The sequence below is a fragment of the Bacillus cereus group sp. N6 genome, from assembly GCF_016483705.1.
Taxonomy (GTDB): Bacteria; Bacillota; Bacilli; order Bacillales; family Bacillaceae_G; genus Bacillus_A; species Bacillus_A wiedmannii.
Map to the genome: position 1 here is coordinate 33,371 of NZ_JAEHBI010000041.1, position 15,050 is coordinate 48,420.

A 15,050-nucleotide genomic window follows, 5' to 3' on the forward strand; every position below is an offset into this window, starting at 1 on the left:
CTTTAAAAGATAATGTTATTACTTTTGTGAATATGTACGGATGATGTAAGATAAAAATGTAATTTTTGTATATCTTTTTTTTGCACAATGTTTGTAAAAGTTGTACCATTATAAACAAGGTAACTAACGTTGCTGTTCTTGTTTAATGAAAGGTGATTACGAAGTTGAAAGATACATTTGTTGAAAAGGTAGATGACTTTGTAAAGCAGCATGATGTATTAAAGGAACGTTCAACAATTGTTGTAGGGGTTTCTGGTGGTCCTGACTCTTTGGCTCTTCTATATTATTTGTTAGAAAAAAGAGCAGCAAAACAGTTCGAAATTGTAGTGGCACATGTGGACCATATGTTTAGAGGTGATGAATCTCATGAGGACCTACAGTTTGTGCAGGACCTTTGTAAAGGGCTGGGAGTTATTTGCGAAACGATAAGGATTAATGTGTCGCAATATCAACAGCAACACGGAATGAATGCACAGGTTGCTGCTAGAGAATGCAGATATGCATTTTTGGAAAGAATAATGAAGAAATATGATGCGAGATATGTAGCTCTTGGACATCATGGTGATGATCAAGTAGAGACGATTTTAATGCGCCTTGTACGAGGGAGTACTCCGAAAGGATATGCAGGAATTGCAGTGAAGCGTCCTTTTCATAATGGATATTTAATTAGGCCGTTACTTGGAGTAACGAAGGAAGAGATTGTTGATTACTGTAATAAGCTAAAAATAATTCCCCGTATAGATCCAAGTAATAAAAAGGAAGTATATACAAGGAATCGATTACGCAAATATGTTCTTCCTCATTTGAAAGAAGAAAATTCACAAGTGCATGAGAAATTCCAAAAATTTAGCATGCAGATGCAAGAGGATGAGGCGTATTTGCAGGAATTAGCTTTTGAGAAAATGAATAAAGTAATTACAAAAAAAAGTGATAAACAAATTAGCTTATCAATTCCTGCCTTTGAATCCATGTCTATGCCTTTACAAAGAAGAGGGATTCAACTAATATTAAACTATCTTTATGAATATAAGATTCCATCTTCTCTTTCCTCTATACATATTGACAAAGTGATCGAGTTTTTTAAGCGGACACAACCTTCGGGTTCACTTGATTTCCCAGGTGATTTAAAAATTGTTCGCGCATACGAGGAGTGCAGCTTTGGATTTAAACAAGAAATTGTTTCTCCTTTTTTACAAGATTTATCAGTGCCCGGGACAATTACGCTATCGAACGGGGATAAGCTTGTAACAGAGGTGAGCGAAGACATACCAAGTAACATGAATGAAACAGTATTTGTTGCTAAGTATAATGATATATCATATCCACTTCGTATTCGTTCTAGAGAAAATGGAGATCGCATGTCAATACAAGGTATGAATGGCACAAAAAAGATAAAAACTATTTTTATCGAAGCAAAAGTACCAAGAGAAAAAAGAGAAGAATGGCCGGTCGTTTGTGATGCAAGTGGGAATATTATTTGGGTACCCTTGTTGAAGCGATCTGCATTTGCTATCTCGAAAGAGGCGGCAAAGAAGGATAAATATATGATTATTCACTACAAAAGCAAGGAGTCTTCCGGGAGGATAATGAAATGATGAATCAAGATATCGAAAAAGTATTAATTTCTGAAGAACAAATACAAGAAAAGGTGCGCGAATTAGGTGCGGTTATTGCAGAGGATTATAAAAACACAATACCTCTTGCGATTGGTGTATTAAAGGGCGCAATGCCATTCATGGCAGATTTATTAAAGAGAACAGATACATATCTTGAAATGGATTTTATGGCTGTATCTAGTTACGGTCACTCTACTGTTTCAACAGGCGAAGTGAAAATTTTAAAAGACCTTGATACTTCTGTAGAGGGTCGCGATATTTTAATCGTTGAAGATATTATTGATAGCGGTCTTACGCTAAGTTACTTAGTAGACCTATTCAAATATCGTAAAGCGAAGTCTGTAAAAATTGTTACGTTATTAGATAAGCCGACAGGCCGTAAGGTAGATTTGAAAGCGGATTATGTTGGGTTTACTGTTCCACATGAATTTGTTGTAGGGTATGGATTAGATTATAAAGAGCAGTACCGTAATCTTCCTTATGTAGGAGTATTAAAACCAAGTGTTTACTCAAATTAATTAAATGCAGGCGTCACAATTGTATAGGAAAGTTTTTCTATGTTACGATTTACTATAGTGTTTATGCCGTGAGAGGAGGTTAGGAATGAATCGTATCTTCCGTAATACCATCTTTTATTTACTGATATTCCTAGTAGTAATTGGAATCGTGAGCTATTTTAATGGTTCGACACAAAAAACGACATCAGTTAGCTACGATAAATTCATTACTAAACTAGAAAAAGGTGAAGTGCGTAATGTGCAACTTCAACCGAAAAATGGTGTATTTGAGGTAAAAGGACAATTTAACAACTCTAGCCAAGGAGAACAATTTGTTACTTATGCACCAAATACTGAGGAATTACAAAAGAAAATTAATGACAAAGCGCAAGGTGCTGAAGTTAAGTATCAACCAGCAGAAGAAACAAGTGCTTGGGTAACGTTCTTTACTTCTATCATTCCGTTCGTCATTATCTTCATTTTATTCTTCTTCTTATTAAACCAGGCTCAGGGCGGCGGTAGCCGTGTTATGAACTTCGGGAAAAGTAAGGCGAAGTTATATAATGACGAAAAGAAAAAAGTTCGTTTCAGAGATGTTGCTGGAGCGGATGAAGAGAAACAAGAGCTTGTTGAGGTAGTTGAATTCTTGAAAGATCCTCGTAAGTTCGCTGAAGTTGGTGCTCGTATTCCGAAGGGTGTTCTATTAGTAGGACCTCCAGGTACAGGTAAAACTTTACTAGCACGTGCCGTTGCAGGTGAGGCAGGCGTTCCATTCTTCTCTATCAGTGGTTCTGATTTCGTAGAGATGTTCGTCGGTGTCGGTGCATCACGTGTACGTGATTTATTCGAAAATGCAAAGAAAAATGCTCCTTGTATCATTTTCATTGATGAAATTGATGCGGTAGGACGTCAACGTGGCGCAGGTCTTGGTGGTGGCCATGATGAGCGTGAGCAAACGTTGAACCAATTACTTGTTGAAATGGATGGATTCGGTGCAAACGAAGGTATTATTATCATCGCTGCAACAAACCGTCCTGATATTCTTGATCCAGCGTTATTACGTCCAGGTCGTTTTGACCGTCAAATTACAGTAGATCGTCCAGATGTAAATGGCCGTGAAGCTGTGCTGAAAGTACATGCTCGTAATAAACCGCTTGATGATCATATCAACTTAAGAGCAATTGCAACTCGTACACCAGGGTTCTCTGGTGCGGATCTTGAAAACTTATTAAACGAAGCTGCTTTAGTGGCTGCGCGTCAAGATAAGAAGAAAATTGATATGAGTGACATTGATGAAGCAACGGATCGTGTTATTGCAGGTCCAGCTAAGAAAAGTCGTGTCATCTCTGAAAAAGAACGTAATATCGTTGCATTCCATGAAGCTGGCCATACTGTAATTGGTGTTGTCCTTGATGAAGCAGATATCGTTCATAAAGTAACAATTGTCCCTCGTGGTCAAGCTGGTGGATATGCAGTAATGCTTCCGAAAGAAGATCGTTACTTCATGACAAAACCAGAGTTACTTGATAAAATCACTGGTTTACTTGGTGGTCGAGTAGCTGAAGAGATTGTGTTTGGTGAAGCAAGTACAGGTGCTCACAACGACTTCCAACGTGCGACTGGTATTGCAAGACGTATGGTTACGGAATTCGGTATGAGTGATAAGCTTGGACCGATGCAATTCGGTAGCTCACAAGGTGGTCAAGTGTTCTTAGGAAGAGACTTCCATTCAGAACAAAACTACAGTGATGCAATTGCACATGAAATCGATGTGGAAATGCAAACTATTATAAAAGAATGTTATGCTCGCGCGAAACAAATTCTTACTGAAAAACGTGATAAGCTAGATATTATTGCGAAAACGTTACTTGAAGTAGAAACGTTAGATGCAGAGCAAATCAATCATTTATATGATTACGGCAGATTGCCAGAGCGTCCAACATCTTCAGATGATGTGAAAGTAAACATCAATATGAAGAAGGACGATGAAGAATCAGAAGATAAGTAAGAGATGAAGGAGTGACGATGGTCACTCCTTTTTTTATTTGTGGAACGAAATGAAGTAGAAAAAATTTAAGTAAATCTGGTATTAAAAATTGAAATAGAGCGTAATCTTTTTGTAAAATGATGAGGATAGAAAAGCTGATTATATAAGTATGTGTGATATGATGTTTTTATAAGTTTTATACATACTGCACAAATATAGATTAAATAAGATAAGTGGTGAGAATATGATTTTTGTATTGGATGTAGGGAACACAAATGCTGTGCTAGGCGTGTTTGAAGAGGGGGAACTTCGTCAACATTGGCGCATGGAAACAGATCGTCATAAGACAGAAGATGAATATGGAATGCTTGTAAAGCAGTTGCTTGAGCATGAAGGTCTTTCGTTTGAAGATGTGAAAGGTATTATCGTGTCTTCAGTCGTACCACCAATTATGTTTGCATTAGAGCGCATGTGTGAAAAGTATTTTAAAATTAAACCGCTTGTAGTAGGTCCTGGAATAAAAACGGGGCTAAATATTAAATATGAAAATCCACGTGAAGTAGGCGCGGACCGAATTGTAAATGCGGTAGCAGGAATCCACTTGTATGGAAGTCCGCTTATTATTGTCGATTTCGGTACGGCTACTACATATTGTTATATTAACGAAGAAAAGCATTATATGGGTGGAGTTATTACGCCGGGAATTATGATTTCAGCAGAGGCTTTATATAGTAGAGCGGCAAAACTTCCTCGTATTGAAATTACAAAACCAAGCAGTGTTGTTGGAAAGAATACGGTAAGTGCAATGCAATCTGGTATTCTTTATGGTTATGTTGGACAAGTGGAAGGTATTGTTAAGCGTATGAAAGAGGAAGCTAAACAAGAACCGAAAGTTATTGCAACAGGTGGATTGGCGAAATTAATTTCAGAAGAATCGAATGTAATTGACGTTGTAGATCCATTTTTAACATTAAAAGGTTTGTATATGTTATACGAGCGTAATGCAAATTTACAGCATGAGAAAGGTGAATAAATGAGTATGAAAGATTATTTAGTAAAAGCGTTAGCATTTGATGGAGAAGTGCGTGCATATAGTGTGCGTACTACAAACACAGTAAGTGAGGCGCAAAGACGTCATGATACATGGAGAACAGCTTCGGCGGCACTTGGTCGTTCTTTAACTGCAGGTACAATGATGGGCGCGATGTTAAAAGGTGACCAAAAGTTAACGATTAAGGTAGAAGGTAATGGTCCGATTGGTCCTATCTTAGTAGATGCTCATGCAAATGGGGATGTACGTGGTTATGTAACGAATCCACATGTTGATTTTGAAGGAACGGAACAAGGGAAATTACGTGTATATCAAGCGGTAGGTACTGAGGGATTTGTAACAGTAATTAAAGATATTGGTATGCGTGAGCCGTTTATTGGTCAATCTCCAATTGTTTCAGGAGAATTAGGGGAAGACTTCACGTATTATTTTGCAGTTTCTGAGCAAACACCTTCTTCTGTAGGAGTTGGCGTTCTTGTAAATGGAGATGACAGCGTATTAGCGGCAGGTGGATTTATCCTTCAAATTATGCCAGGTGCACAGGAAGAAACAATTTCATTCATTGAAGATCGTTTGCAGAAGATTCCTCCTGTATCAACGTTAATTGAACAAGGGCTTTCTCCAGAAGAGTTACTGTATGCAGTTCTTGGAGAAGATAAAGTGAAAGTGTTAGAAACGATGGATGTTCAATTTAATTGCACATGCTCACGCGAACGTATTGAGAGTGTGTTAATTAGTTTAGGTAAAACAGAGTTAGAGCAAATTCGCGAAGAAGAAGAAGAGACAGAAGTTCATTGTCATTTCTGTAATGAGCGATACAAGTTCTCTAAAGAAGATATTACAAATTTAATTGAGAGTTTGTAATAAGGGAAGTGAGGGAATCCACCCTCTAAATAGATTGACAAACAGGGAATTTTCTGACAAAATCTAAATATAGATAAAACCAATAAAAATACTCGGTGTTAGGAGTGACAGGAATGCGAGTGGCACAATCAGTTTCAGAATTAATCGGGAAAACGCCGATCGTTAAGTTGAACCGCATCGTAGAATCAAACAGCGCAGATATATACTTAAAATTAGAATTTATGAATCCAGGGAGCAGTGTTAAAGATCGTATTGCATTAGCTATGATTGAAGATGCTGAAAAAAAAGGATTATTAAAAGAAGGCGATACAATCATTGAGCCAACAAGTGGTAACACAGGAATTGGTTTAGCGATGGTAGCGGCCGCTAAAGGATATAAGGCAATTTTAGTAATGCCAGAAACAATGAGTATTGAGCGTCGTAATTTATTACGTGCTTACGGTGCGGAATTAGTATTGACTCCAGGGCCTGAAGGAATGGGTGGAGCGATTCGTCAAGCGACTGAATTAGCAAAAGAGCATGGCTACTTTATACCACAACAGTTCAAAAACCAATCGAATCCAGAAATTCATCGTTTAACAACAGGGCCAGAAATTGTTGAACAAATGGGTGACCAATTAGATGCGTTTATTGCAGGTATTGGTACAGGTGGAACGATTACTGGTGCTGGTGAAGTGTTGAAGGAAGCGTATAAAGATATTAAAATTTATGCAGTAGAACCTGCGGATTCACCAGTACTATCTGGTGGGAAACCGGGTCCACATAAAATCCAAGGAATCGGTGCGGGATTCATCCCAGAGACATTGGATGTAGAGGTATATGATGAAATTATTCAAGTAAAAGCAGAGCAAGCATTTGAATATGCAAGAAGAGTGGCTAAAGAGGAAGGTATTTTGGTGGGTATCTCTTCTGGAGCAGTTATTTATGCAGCAACAGAAATTGCGAAAAAGTTAGGTAAAGGGAAAAAGGTACTTGTTATTATCCCAAGTAACGGTGAACGTTATTTAAGTACACCGCTTTATCAATTTGAGTCTTAATTATATGTGATTGAAAAAGCATCCTTGAAAAGGATGCTTTTTCTTTTTGGATTGGAAATAGGAAAAGAGTGAATGACTAGAAAACTTCATGTAAAATAAGAGGTAGTATAATTAATTTATTTTCACTAGCCTTCGAGTATAACCACTTTATATATATAACGAATGTAGTTTGAGGTGGTTAATCTAAGAGGGTGGGATAAAAGAAGACGGGGTGTTGATATGCAACGAAGAAAATCTTTAGCGCTTTCTATTCCATATCAGTTAGATTTCTTTAAGCAGTATAAATTTCTTTCTAAGGATAAACCGCAACATATTTTGTTAGAGAGTGGACGTGGCGGTCGTTATAACATTGTGGGGTTGAACCCAGTAGCGGTAATCCGAGGGAAGGGTGAAACGTTACATATAAGCGAAAGTGGTAAGGAAACAATAAAACAAGGAAACCCATTAGATTTAATGCAGGAATATATGGAGCGATGGAAAACGGACTATAATCCGGAATACCCTCCATTTCAAGGTGGTGCAATTGGTTACTTTAGTTATGATTGCATCCGTTATATTGAAAAACTCCCTTCCCATGCGGAGGATGACATTAATATACCTGATATATTCTTTTTATTATTTGATGATGTGTTTGTTTATGATCAAAAAGAAAAAGTATTATGGATTATTACACATTATGTAGATAAGCATGAAGAGGCAAAAGAGCGATTAAATGAATGGAAGATTCTTTGGGCGACAGAAGCGCCAGAAGTGAATATACCTTTTGCATGCCCTGAAGAGAAAAGTGAAACAGTTGCTTTTACAGAAGAAAGTTTTATGAAGGCAGTTGAATGTATTCAAGAATATATTGGGGCTGGTGATGTGTTCCAAGTAAACTTGTCGACAAGGCAAGAAAGAACGTTACAAACACACCCACTAGAAATCTATACAAGTCTTCGTGAGATTAATCCATCTCCATATATGGGTTACTTGGAGCTCGGGGATTTTCAAATTGTTAGTGGATCGCCAGAGTTGCTAATTAAGAAAGAGGGAACCGAAGTAAGTACAAGACCGATTGCTGGAACGAGATCTAGAGGGGCGAATGAGCAAGAGGATGAAGAATTAGCAAAAGAGTTAATTGAGAACGAAAAAGAAAGAGCAGAGCACGTCATGCTTGTGGATTTAGAACGAAATGATTTAGGGCGTGTTTGTAAATATGGCACTGTAGAAGTAGATGAATTTATGGTAATTGAGAAATACTCACATGTTATGCATATTGTTTCTAATGTGCGTGGTGAGGTGGAAGAAGATAAAGATGCTTTTGATTTAGTGAAGGCTGTATTCCCTGGGGGAACAATTACTGGTGCCCCGAAAATACGTACGATGGAAATTATTGAAGAATTAGAACCTGTTCGCCGAGGGATTTACACAGGTTCAATCGGGTGGATCGGTTATTCTGGAGATACAGAATTGAATATTGTAATTAGAACACTGCTTGCTAAAGATGGAAAAGCGCATGTACAAGCAGGAGCGGGAATTGTAATTGATTCGAATCCGGAAAATGAATATAAAGAGTCGTTAAAAAAGGCGATTGCTTTATGGCGTGCAAAAGAACGTAGCGAAGAAACGGTTAGGTGAGAGAAATGATATTAATGATTGATAATTATGATTCTTTTACATTTAATTTAGTGCAGTTTCTTGGAGAACTTGGACAAGAGCTTGTTGTTAAACGTAACGATGAAGTGACTATTTCAGATATTGAGAATATGAAACCAGACTTTTTAATGATTTCGCCAGGTCCGTGTAGTCCTAATGAAGCAGGTATTAGTATGGAGGTTATTCAATACTTTGCTGGAAAGATTCCGATTTTTGGGGTTTGTCTTGGACATCAATCCATTGCACAAGTGTTTGGCGGAGAGGTTATACGTGCGGAGCGCTTAATGCATGGGAAAACGTCGCTTATGCATCATGACGGAAAGACGATTTTTTCGGATATCCCTAATCCGTTTACTGCGACACGTTATCATTCCCTTATCGTTAAGAAAGAGACGTTACCTGATTGCTTAGAGGTAACATCTTGGACAGAAGAAGGGGAAATTATGGCGCTCCGTCATACAACATTACCGATTGAAGGTGTACAGTTCCATCCAGAATCAATTATGACTTCCCACGGGAAAGAGTTGTTGCAGAATTTCATTCGTAAATACAGCCCAAGTGTGACATCGTGTTAGTTTACGTAAATGGTGAGTATGTAGAAGCAAGTGAAGCGAGAATTTCTCCTTATGATCATGGTTATTTATATGGTCTTGGAGTTTTTGAGACATTTCGTATTTATAATGGTCATCCTTTCTTATTGGATGATCATTATGACCGTTTAATAGATGCACTGGATACATTGCAAATTAAATGGACAATGACGAAAGATGAAGTACTGCTTATTTTGAAGAATTTACTCGTTAAGAATGAATTAGAGCATGCATATGTACGCTTTAATGTATCAGCGGGTATAGATGAAATTGGATTGCAAACGGAAATGTATGAAGAGCCGTCTGTTATTGTTTTTATAAAACCTTTAGCAGCCCCCGAAGATGTAGTGGAAAAAGAAGGGGTTGTTTTAAAACAAGTGCGAAATACACCAGAGGGTGCGTCTCGCTTAAAGTCTCATCATTATTTAAATAACATTTTAGGAAAACGTGAAATTGGAAATGTTGTGAATAAGGAAGGTATTTTCCTTACTGAAACAGGTTATGTTGCAGAGGGTATTGTTTCGAATCTCTTTTTCGTGAAAGGTGATATTTTGTATACACCTTCGCTAAAAACAGGGATTTTAAATGGTATCACTCGTGCGTTTATTATAAAGGTTGCTGAAGAGCTGGGCATCGAAGTGAAGGAAGGTTTCTTTACAAAAGATGAATTACTTTCAGCTGATGAAGTCTTCGTAACAAACTCGATTCAAGAAATTGTCCCGCTTTATCATATAGAGGGACGAGATTTCCCGGGTAAAGTAGGTATGGTTACAAAAAGGTTTATGAGTCTTTATGAAATGCAGAGAGAGAAATTGTGGAGCAGAAATGAATTGTGAAGAGGAGATGTGTAGTTTGAAGTGGGATTATGATTTGCGCTGCGGCGAATATACATTGAACTTAAATGAAAAAACTTTAATTATGGGGATTTTAAATGTAACACCAGATTCGTTTTCTGATGGTGGGAGTTACAACGAGGTAGAGGCTGCGGTGCGCCATGCGAAAGAAATGCGAGATGAAGGTGCTCATATTATTGATATCGGCGGTGAATCTACTCGCCCGGGTTTTGCTAAAGTATCGATGGAAGAAGAAATAAAGCGAGTTGTTCCGATGATTCAGGCGGTTGCAAAAGAAGTGGAATTGCCTGTTTCTATCGACACGTATAAAGCTGAAGTTGCAAAACAAGCAATCGAAGCTGGCGCTCATATTATTAATGACGTTTGGGGAGCGAAGGCGGAACCAAAAATCGCTGAAGTTGCAGCTCATTATGATGTACCTATTATCTTGATGCATAATCGCGATAACATGAATTACCGCAATTTAATGGCTGATATGATTGCTGATTTATATGAAAGCATCAAAATTGCTAAAGATGCTGGCGTGCGAGATGAGAATATCATTTTAGACCCAGGCATCGGTTTTGCTAAAACACCTGAACAAAATTTAGAAGCGATGCGTAATTTAGAACAGTTAAACGTACTGGGTTATCCAGTTCTCTTAGGTACTTCAAGAAAGTCCTTTATTGGACATGTGTTAGATTTACCGGTAGAGGAACGTCTTGAGGGAACAGGAGCTACCGTTTGTCTCGGCATTGAAAAGGGTTGTGAGTTTGTTCGTGTTCATGATGTGAAGGAAATGGCACGTATGGCTAAGATGATGGATGCGATGATTGGTAAGGGGGTAAAGTAATTGGATAAAATTTATGTTCATGATATGGAGTTTTACGGTTATCATGGTGTATTCCCAGAGGAAAATAAATTGGGTCAGAGATTTAAAGTGGACTTAACGGTGGAGTTGGATTTGAAACAGGCAGGAGAAAGTGATGACTTAGAGCATTCTGTCAATTATGGAGAGCTTTTCGAGTTATGTAGAAAAGTTGTTGAAGATAGAACGTATAAGCTTGTAGAGAGTATCGCTGAAAATATTGCTGCAGATATATTAAAACAATATGAGAGTATTTTCCGTTGTACAATTAAAGTAATTAAACCAGATCCGCCGATACCTGGGCATTATCGTGCTGTAGCAGTGGAAATTACGAGAGAACGTCCATGAATAATATAGCTTACATTGCATTAGGTTCAAATATCGGAGAACGTTATACGTATTTAACTGAAGCGATTCAGTTTTTAAACAAAAACCCGTATATCCAAGTTAACGATATTTCATCTGTATATGAAACAGAGCCAGTTGGCTATACTGACCAAAGTTGCTTTTTAAATTTAGTTATAAAAATTTCTACCAATTTATCACCGCAAGAATTATTGAAAATTACACAAAGAGTAGAGAATGATTTAGGAAGAAAAAGGGAAATTAGATGGGGTCCGAGGACCATCGACCTTGACATTTTACTATATAATCAAGAAAATATTGAAGCAGAGAATCTTATTGTTCCGCATCCGCGGATGTTCGAAAGAGCTTTTGTTATCGTTCCGTTGTTAGAGATTAATCAAGATATAAAACAAAACATTTCACGTTCACAAGTAGAAGAAATGAAAAGGCGAGAGGGAGTAACGGTATGGAAGCAGAAAAATGGGGAAGACGCATTCGTGCTTTTCGAAAGCTAAAAGGTTATACACAAGAAGGTTTTGCGAAAGAGTTAGGGGTATCTGTATCTGTTTTAGGTGAAGTTGAGAGAGGGAATCGATCGCCTTCCCAAGATTTTGTAGTGGAAGTTGCTAAGGCATTAAAGGTTTCAGTGGAGGAATTAATGCCGAAGTGACTATGAAGGAAGGAGTAAGTCGAGTGTTAAAGATTGCAAATATTGAGATGAAAAACCCGGTTGTATTAGCACCGATGGCGGGAGTGTGTAACTCTGCATTCCGTTTAACAGTAAAAGAATTTGGTGCAGGTTTAGTTTGTGCTGAAATGGTAAGTGATAAAGCGATATTACTTAATAACAAAAGAACATTAGATATGTTATATATTGATGAAAGAGAAAAGCCATTAAGTTTACAAATTTTTGGTGGAGAGAAAGAAACTCTTGTAGATGCTGCGAAATACGTAGATAAATATACGACAGCAGACATTATTGATATTAATATGGGTTGCCCAGTACCGAAAATCATTAAGTGTGACGCGGGAGCAAAGTGGCTTTTAGACCCAAATAAAATATATGAAATGGTAGCGGCAGTTGTAGATGCTGTTGAAAGGCCGGTTACAGTTAAGATGCGTATTGGTTGGGATGCAGATCATATTTTTGCAATTGAGAATGCAAAAGCTGTTGAGCGTGCTGGCGGACAAGCGGTAGCGGTTCATGGACGTACACGAGTACAAATGTATGAAGGGAAAGCGGATTGGGATATTATTAAACAAGTAAAGCAAGCTGTAAATATCCCGGTTATCGGAAATGGTGATGTCGAAACGCCACAAGATGCAAAGCGTATGCTTGATGAAATTGGTGTAGACGGTGTTATGATTGGTCGCGCTGCCCTTGGGGACCCGTGGATGATTTATCGTACGGTAAAGTATTTGGAAACAGGTGAATTAATGCCGGAACCGACAGTGCGTGAGAAAATTGACGTATGTATGTTGCATCTAGATCGTCTTATCGATTTAAAGAACGAAAATGTCGCTGTAAGAGAGATGAGAAAGCATGCAGCTTGGTATTTAAAGGGTGTTCGTGGTAATGCAACTGTACGTAATGGTATCAATGCTTGTAATACGCGTGAGGACCTTGCGAATGTATTAGGTGCATTTGTAGAAGAAGTAGAAGCGAAACAACAAACAATTCACGTTGGTTAATAATAGATAGGGAAGATTGACATTCTTCTATACACTTCCTATAATTACGTGAAAGAAAGAAGAACTGCCAGCTAGTTGCTGGCAGTTTTTCTAGTTGAGTAGAAAATGCTATACTGTATATATTGTAAAAATTAATAGAGCTGGAGTGATATCAATACCATGGATAACATGAACCACGAAGAATTAAACGACCAATTGCTTGTTCGTCGTGAAAAGTTACATAACTTACGTGAGCAAGGAATCGATCCGTTTGGTAAACGATTTGAACGTACAAATGCAACAAATGACTTATTAAGCTTATATGGAGAGTTCTCTAAAGAAGAATTAGAAGAGAAAGAAATCTCTGTTTCTATCGCTGGTCGTATTATGACAAAACGCGGTAAAGGAAAAGCTGGATTTGCACATATTCAAGATTTACATGGACAAGTTCAAATTTATGTTCGTAAAGATGCTGTTGGAGATGAAGAGTATGAATTATTTAAAACAGCAGATTTAGGTGATTTAGTAGGTATTGAAGGTAAAGTGTTCAAAACGAACGTTGGAGAACTTTCGGTGAAGGCAACGGGCTTTACACTATTAACGAAATCTCTTCGTCCATTACCGGATAAATATCATGGATTAAAAGATGTTGAACAACGCTACCGTCAACGTTACTTAGACTTAATCACAAGTATGGAAAGCCGTGAAACATTCGTTACTCGCAGTAAAATCATTCGTGAAATGAGAAGATACTTAGATGACAATGGTTATCTTGAAGTGGAAACACCTATGATGCATGCAATTGCAGGTGGAGCTTCTGCGCGTCCTTTCATTACGCACCATAATGCGTTAGATATGGAATTATACATGCGTATCGCAATTGAACTTCATTTAAAACGCCTTATTGTGGGTGGATTAGAAAAAGTTTATGAAATCGGTCGTGTATTCCGTAATGAGGGTGTATCAACTCGTCATAATCCAGAGTTTACAATGATTGAATTATATGAAGCGTATGCTGATTATAAAGATATTATGAAACTAACAGAAAATATGGTTGCGCATATTGCGAAGCAAGTACTAGGTACAACAACAATCCAATATGGTGATTATGAAATTAATCTAGAACCAGAATGGACACGTCTTCATATGGTAGATGCAATCAAGGAACATTCTGGAGCAGATTTCTGGAATCCAATGAGTGTAGAAGAAGCGCGTGAACTTGCAAAAGAACATAATGTAGGTATTAAGGATACGATGGAAGTTGGTCATATTATAAACGAATTCTTCGAACAAAAAGTAGAAGATAAATTAATTCAACCAACATTTATTTACGGTCATCCGGTAGAAATTTCGCCACTTGCGAAAAAGAATGACGAAGATCCACGATTCACAGATCGTTTCGAATTATTTATCGTTGCACGTGAACATGCAAATGCATTCACTGAGCTAAATGATCCGATTGATCAAAAAGAACGCTTTGAAGCGCAATTAAAAGAGCGCGAACAAGGTAATGATGAAGCTCACATGATGGATGATGATTATATTGAAGCTCTTGAGTACGGTATGCCTCCTACAGGTGGGCTAGGAATTGGTATTGATCGTCTTGTTATGTTGTTAACGAATGCACCATCTATTCGTGATGTATTATTATTCCCTGCTATGCGTCATAAACAAGACTAAGCTTTGGAGATTTCTCCAAAGCTTTTTTTATTTGAGTATGAGCTACGTAGGGATAGTAGCTCTTGATGGTGCGAGAAATTATATTTATATAGAAGAAATGTGCTGTTTTTATACTTTTTTACTAAGTTAAAAATTTTATTAGAAAAACTATTGCATTTTAATAATCAAACTGGTATATTTATATTCGTTGCCACGAAAGGTAACAAGTAAAACAAACGAAAAACAACTTATTGAAAAAATTTGTTGACGAAAATATAACGAAATGTTATATTAATAAAGTCGCTTCTGAGCGGCAGATGAGTTCTTTGAAAACTGAACGAAACAAACAACGTGAAACGTCAATTTTTATTTTTAGATGCTAGACAAACTAACTTTA

General features: G+C 37.5%; 15 protein-coding genes. All 15 read left to right on the forward strand.

What is annotated here, in order from left to right:
- Window positions 1-164: 164 nt before the first annotated feature.
- Complete coding sequence (gene tilS / locus JDS99_RS23125; RefSeq protein ID WP_000655443.1) at window positions 165-1,595, forward strand: tRNA lysidine(34) synthetase TilS; 1,431 nt, start codon at window positions 165-167, stop codon at window positions 1,593-1,595.
- Window positions 1,592-2,134 (forward strand): hypoxanthine phosphoribosyltransferase, encoded by a 543-nt coding sequence (gene hpt / locus JDS99_RS23130; RefSeq protein ID WP_000981845.1) that lies wholly within the window; start codon window positions 1,592-1,594, stop codon window positions 2,132-2,134. Before tilS ends, hpt begins: the two co-directional genes overlap by 4 nt.
- Window positions 2,135-2,219: 85 nt before the next feature.
- Window positions 2,220-4,121 carry an ATP-dependent zinc metalloprotease FtsH gene (gene ftsH, locus JDS99_RS23135; protein WP_001079657.1) on the forward strand — a complete coding sequence of 634 codons (1,902 nt, stop codon included), beginning with the start codon at window positions 2,220-2,222 and terminating at the stop codon, window positions 4,119-4,121.
- A gap of 223 nt (window positions 4,122-4,344) precedes the next feature.
- The gene (locus JDS99_RS23140) at window positions 4,345-5,133 is read left to right on the forward strand and encodes a type III pantothenate kinase (protein WP_000578367.1); all 789 of its coding nucleotides are present in this window, start codon (window positions 4,345-4,347) and stop codon (window positions 5,131-5,133) included.
- 6 nt (window positions 5,134-5,139) lie between these two features.
- Window positions 5,140-6,015 (forward strand): redox-regulated molecular chaperone HslO, encoded by an 876-nt coding sequence (gene hslO / locus JDS99_RS23145; protein ID WP_075313525.1) that lies wholly within the window; start codon window positions 5,140-5,142, stop codon window positions 6,013-6,015.
- A gap of 113 nt (window positions 6,016-6,128) precedes the next feature.
- The gene (gene cysK, locus JDS99_RS23150; RefSeq protein ID WP_087983740.1) at window positions 6,129-7,052 is read left to right on the forward strand and encodes a cysteine synthase A; all 924 of its coding nucleotides are present in this window, start codon (window positions 6,129-6,131) and stop codon (window positions 7,050-7,052) included.
- Between the two features lie 219 nt (window positions 7,053-7,271).
- Entirely contained in the window at window positions 7,272-8,669 is a 1,398-nt protein-coding gene (gene pabB / locus JDS99_RS23155; RefSeq protein ID WP_001189683.1) for an aminodeoxychorismate synthase component I, read from the forward strand.
- 5 nt (window positions 8,670-8,674) lie between these two features.
- Window positions 8,675-9,262: an aminodeoxychorismate/anthranilate synthase component II gene (gene pabA, locus JDS99_RS23160; RefSeq protein ID WP_000602298.1), complete on the forward strand. Its 588-nt coding sequence runs from the start codon at window positions 8,675-8,677 to the stop codon at window positions 9,260-9,262.
- The gene (pabC, locus tag JDS99_RS23165; RefSeq protein ID WP_088610213.1) at window positions 9,256-10,113 is read left to right on the forward strand and encodes an aminodeoxychorismate lyase; all 858 of its coding nucleotides are present in this window, start codon (window positions 9,256-9,258) and stop codon (window positions 10,111-10,113) included. The genes pabA and pabC overlap by 7 nt, the downstream gene beginning before the upstream one ends.
- Complete coding sequence (gene folP, locus JDS99_RS23170) at window positions 10,103-10,963, forward strand: dihydropteroate synthase (RefSeq protein WP_199695793.1); 861 nt, start codon at window positions 10,103-10,105, stop codon at window positions 10,961-10,963. Before pabC ends, folP begins: the two co-directional genes overlap by 11 nt.
- Entirely contained in the window at window positions 10,964-11,326 is a 363-nt protein-coding gene (folB, locus tag JDS99_RS23175) for a dihydroneopterin aldolase (RefSeq protein ID WP_000358076.1), read from the forward strand.
- Window positions 11,323-11,838, forward strand: a complete 516-nt coding sequence (folK, locus tag JDS99_RS23180; RefSeq protein ID WP_001059453.1) for a 2-amino-4-hydroxy-6-hydroxymethyldihydropteridine diphosphokinase — start codon at window positions 11,323-11,325, stop codon at window positions 11,836-11,838. Before folB ends, folK begins: the two co-directional genes overlap by 4 nt.
- The gene (locus JDS99_RS23185; RefSeq protein ID WP_000387029.1) at window positions 11,790-11,993 is read left to right on the forward strand and encodes a helix-turn-helix domain-containing protein; all 204 of its coding nucleotides are present in this window, start codon (window positions 11,790-11,792) and stop codon (window positions 11,991-11,993) included. Before folK ends, JDS99_RS23185 begins: the two co-directional genes overlap by 49 nt.
- 23 nt (window positions 11,994-12,016) lie before the next feature.
- Entirely contained in the window at window positions 12,017-13,015 is a 999-nt protein-coding gene (gene dusB, locus JDS99_RS23190) for a tRNA dihydrouridine synthase DusB (protein ID WP_199695794.1), read from the forward strand.
- Between the two features lie 159 nt (window positions 13,016-13,174).
- Window positions 13,175-14,674, forward strand: a complete 1,500-nt coding sequence (lysS, locus tag JDS99_RS23195; RefSeq protein WP_000369672.1) for a lysine--tRNA ligase — start codon at window positions 13,175-13,177, stop codon at window positions 14,672-14,674.
- The last annotated feature ends 376 nt before the right edge of the window (window positions 14,675-15,050 follow it).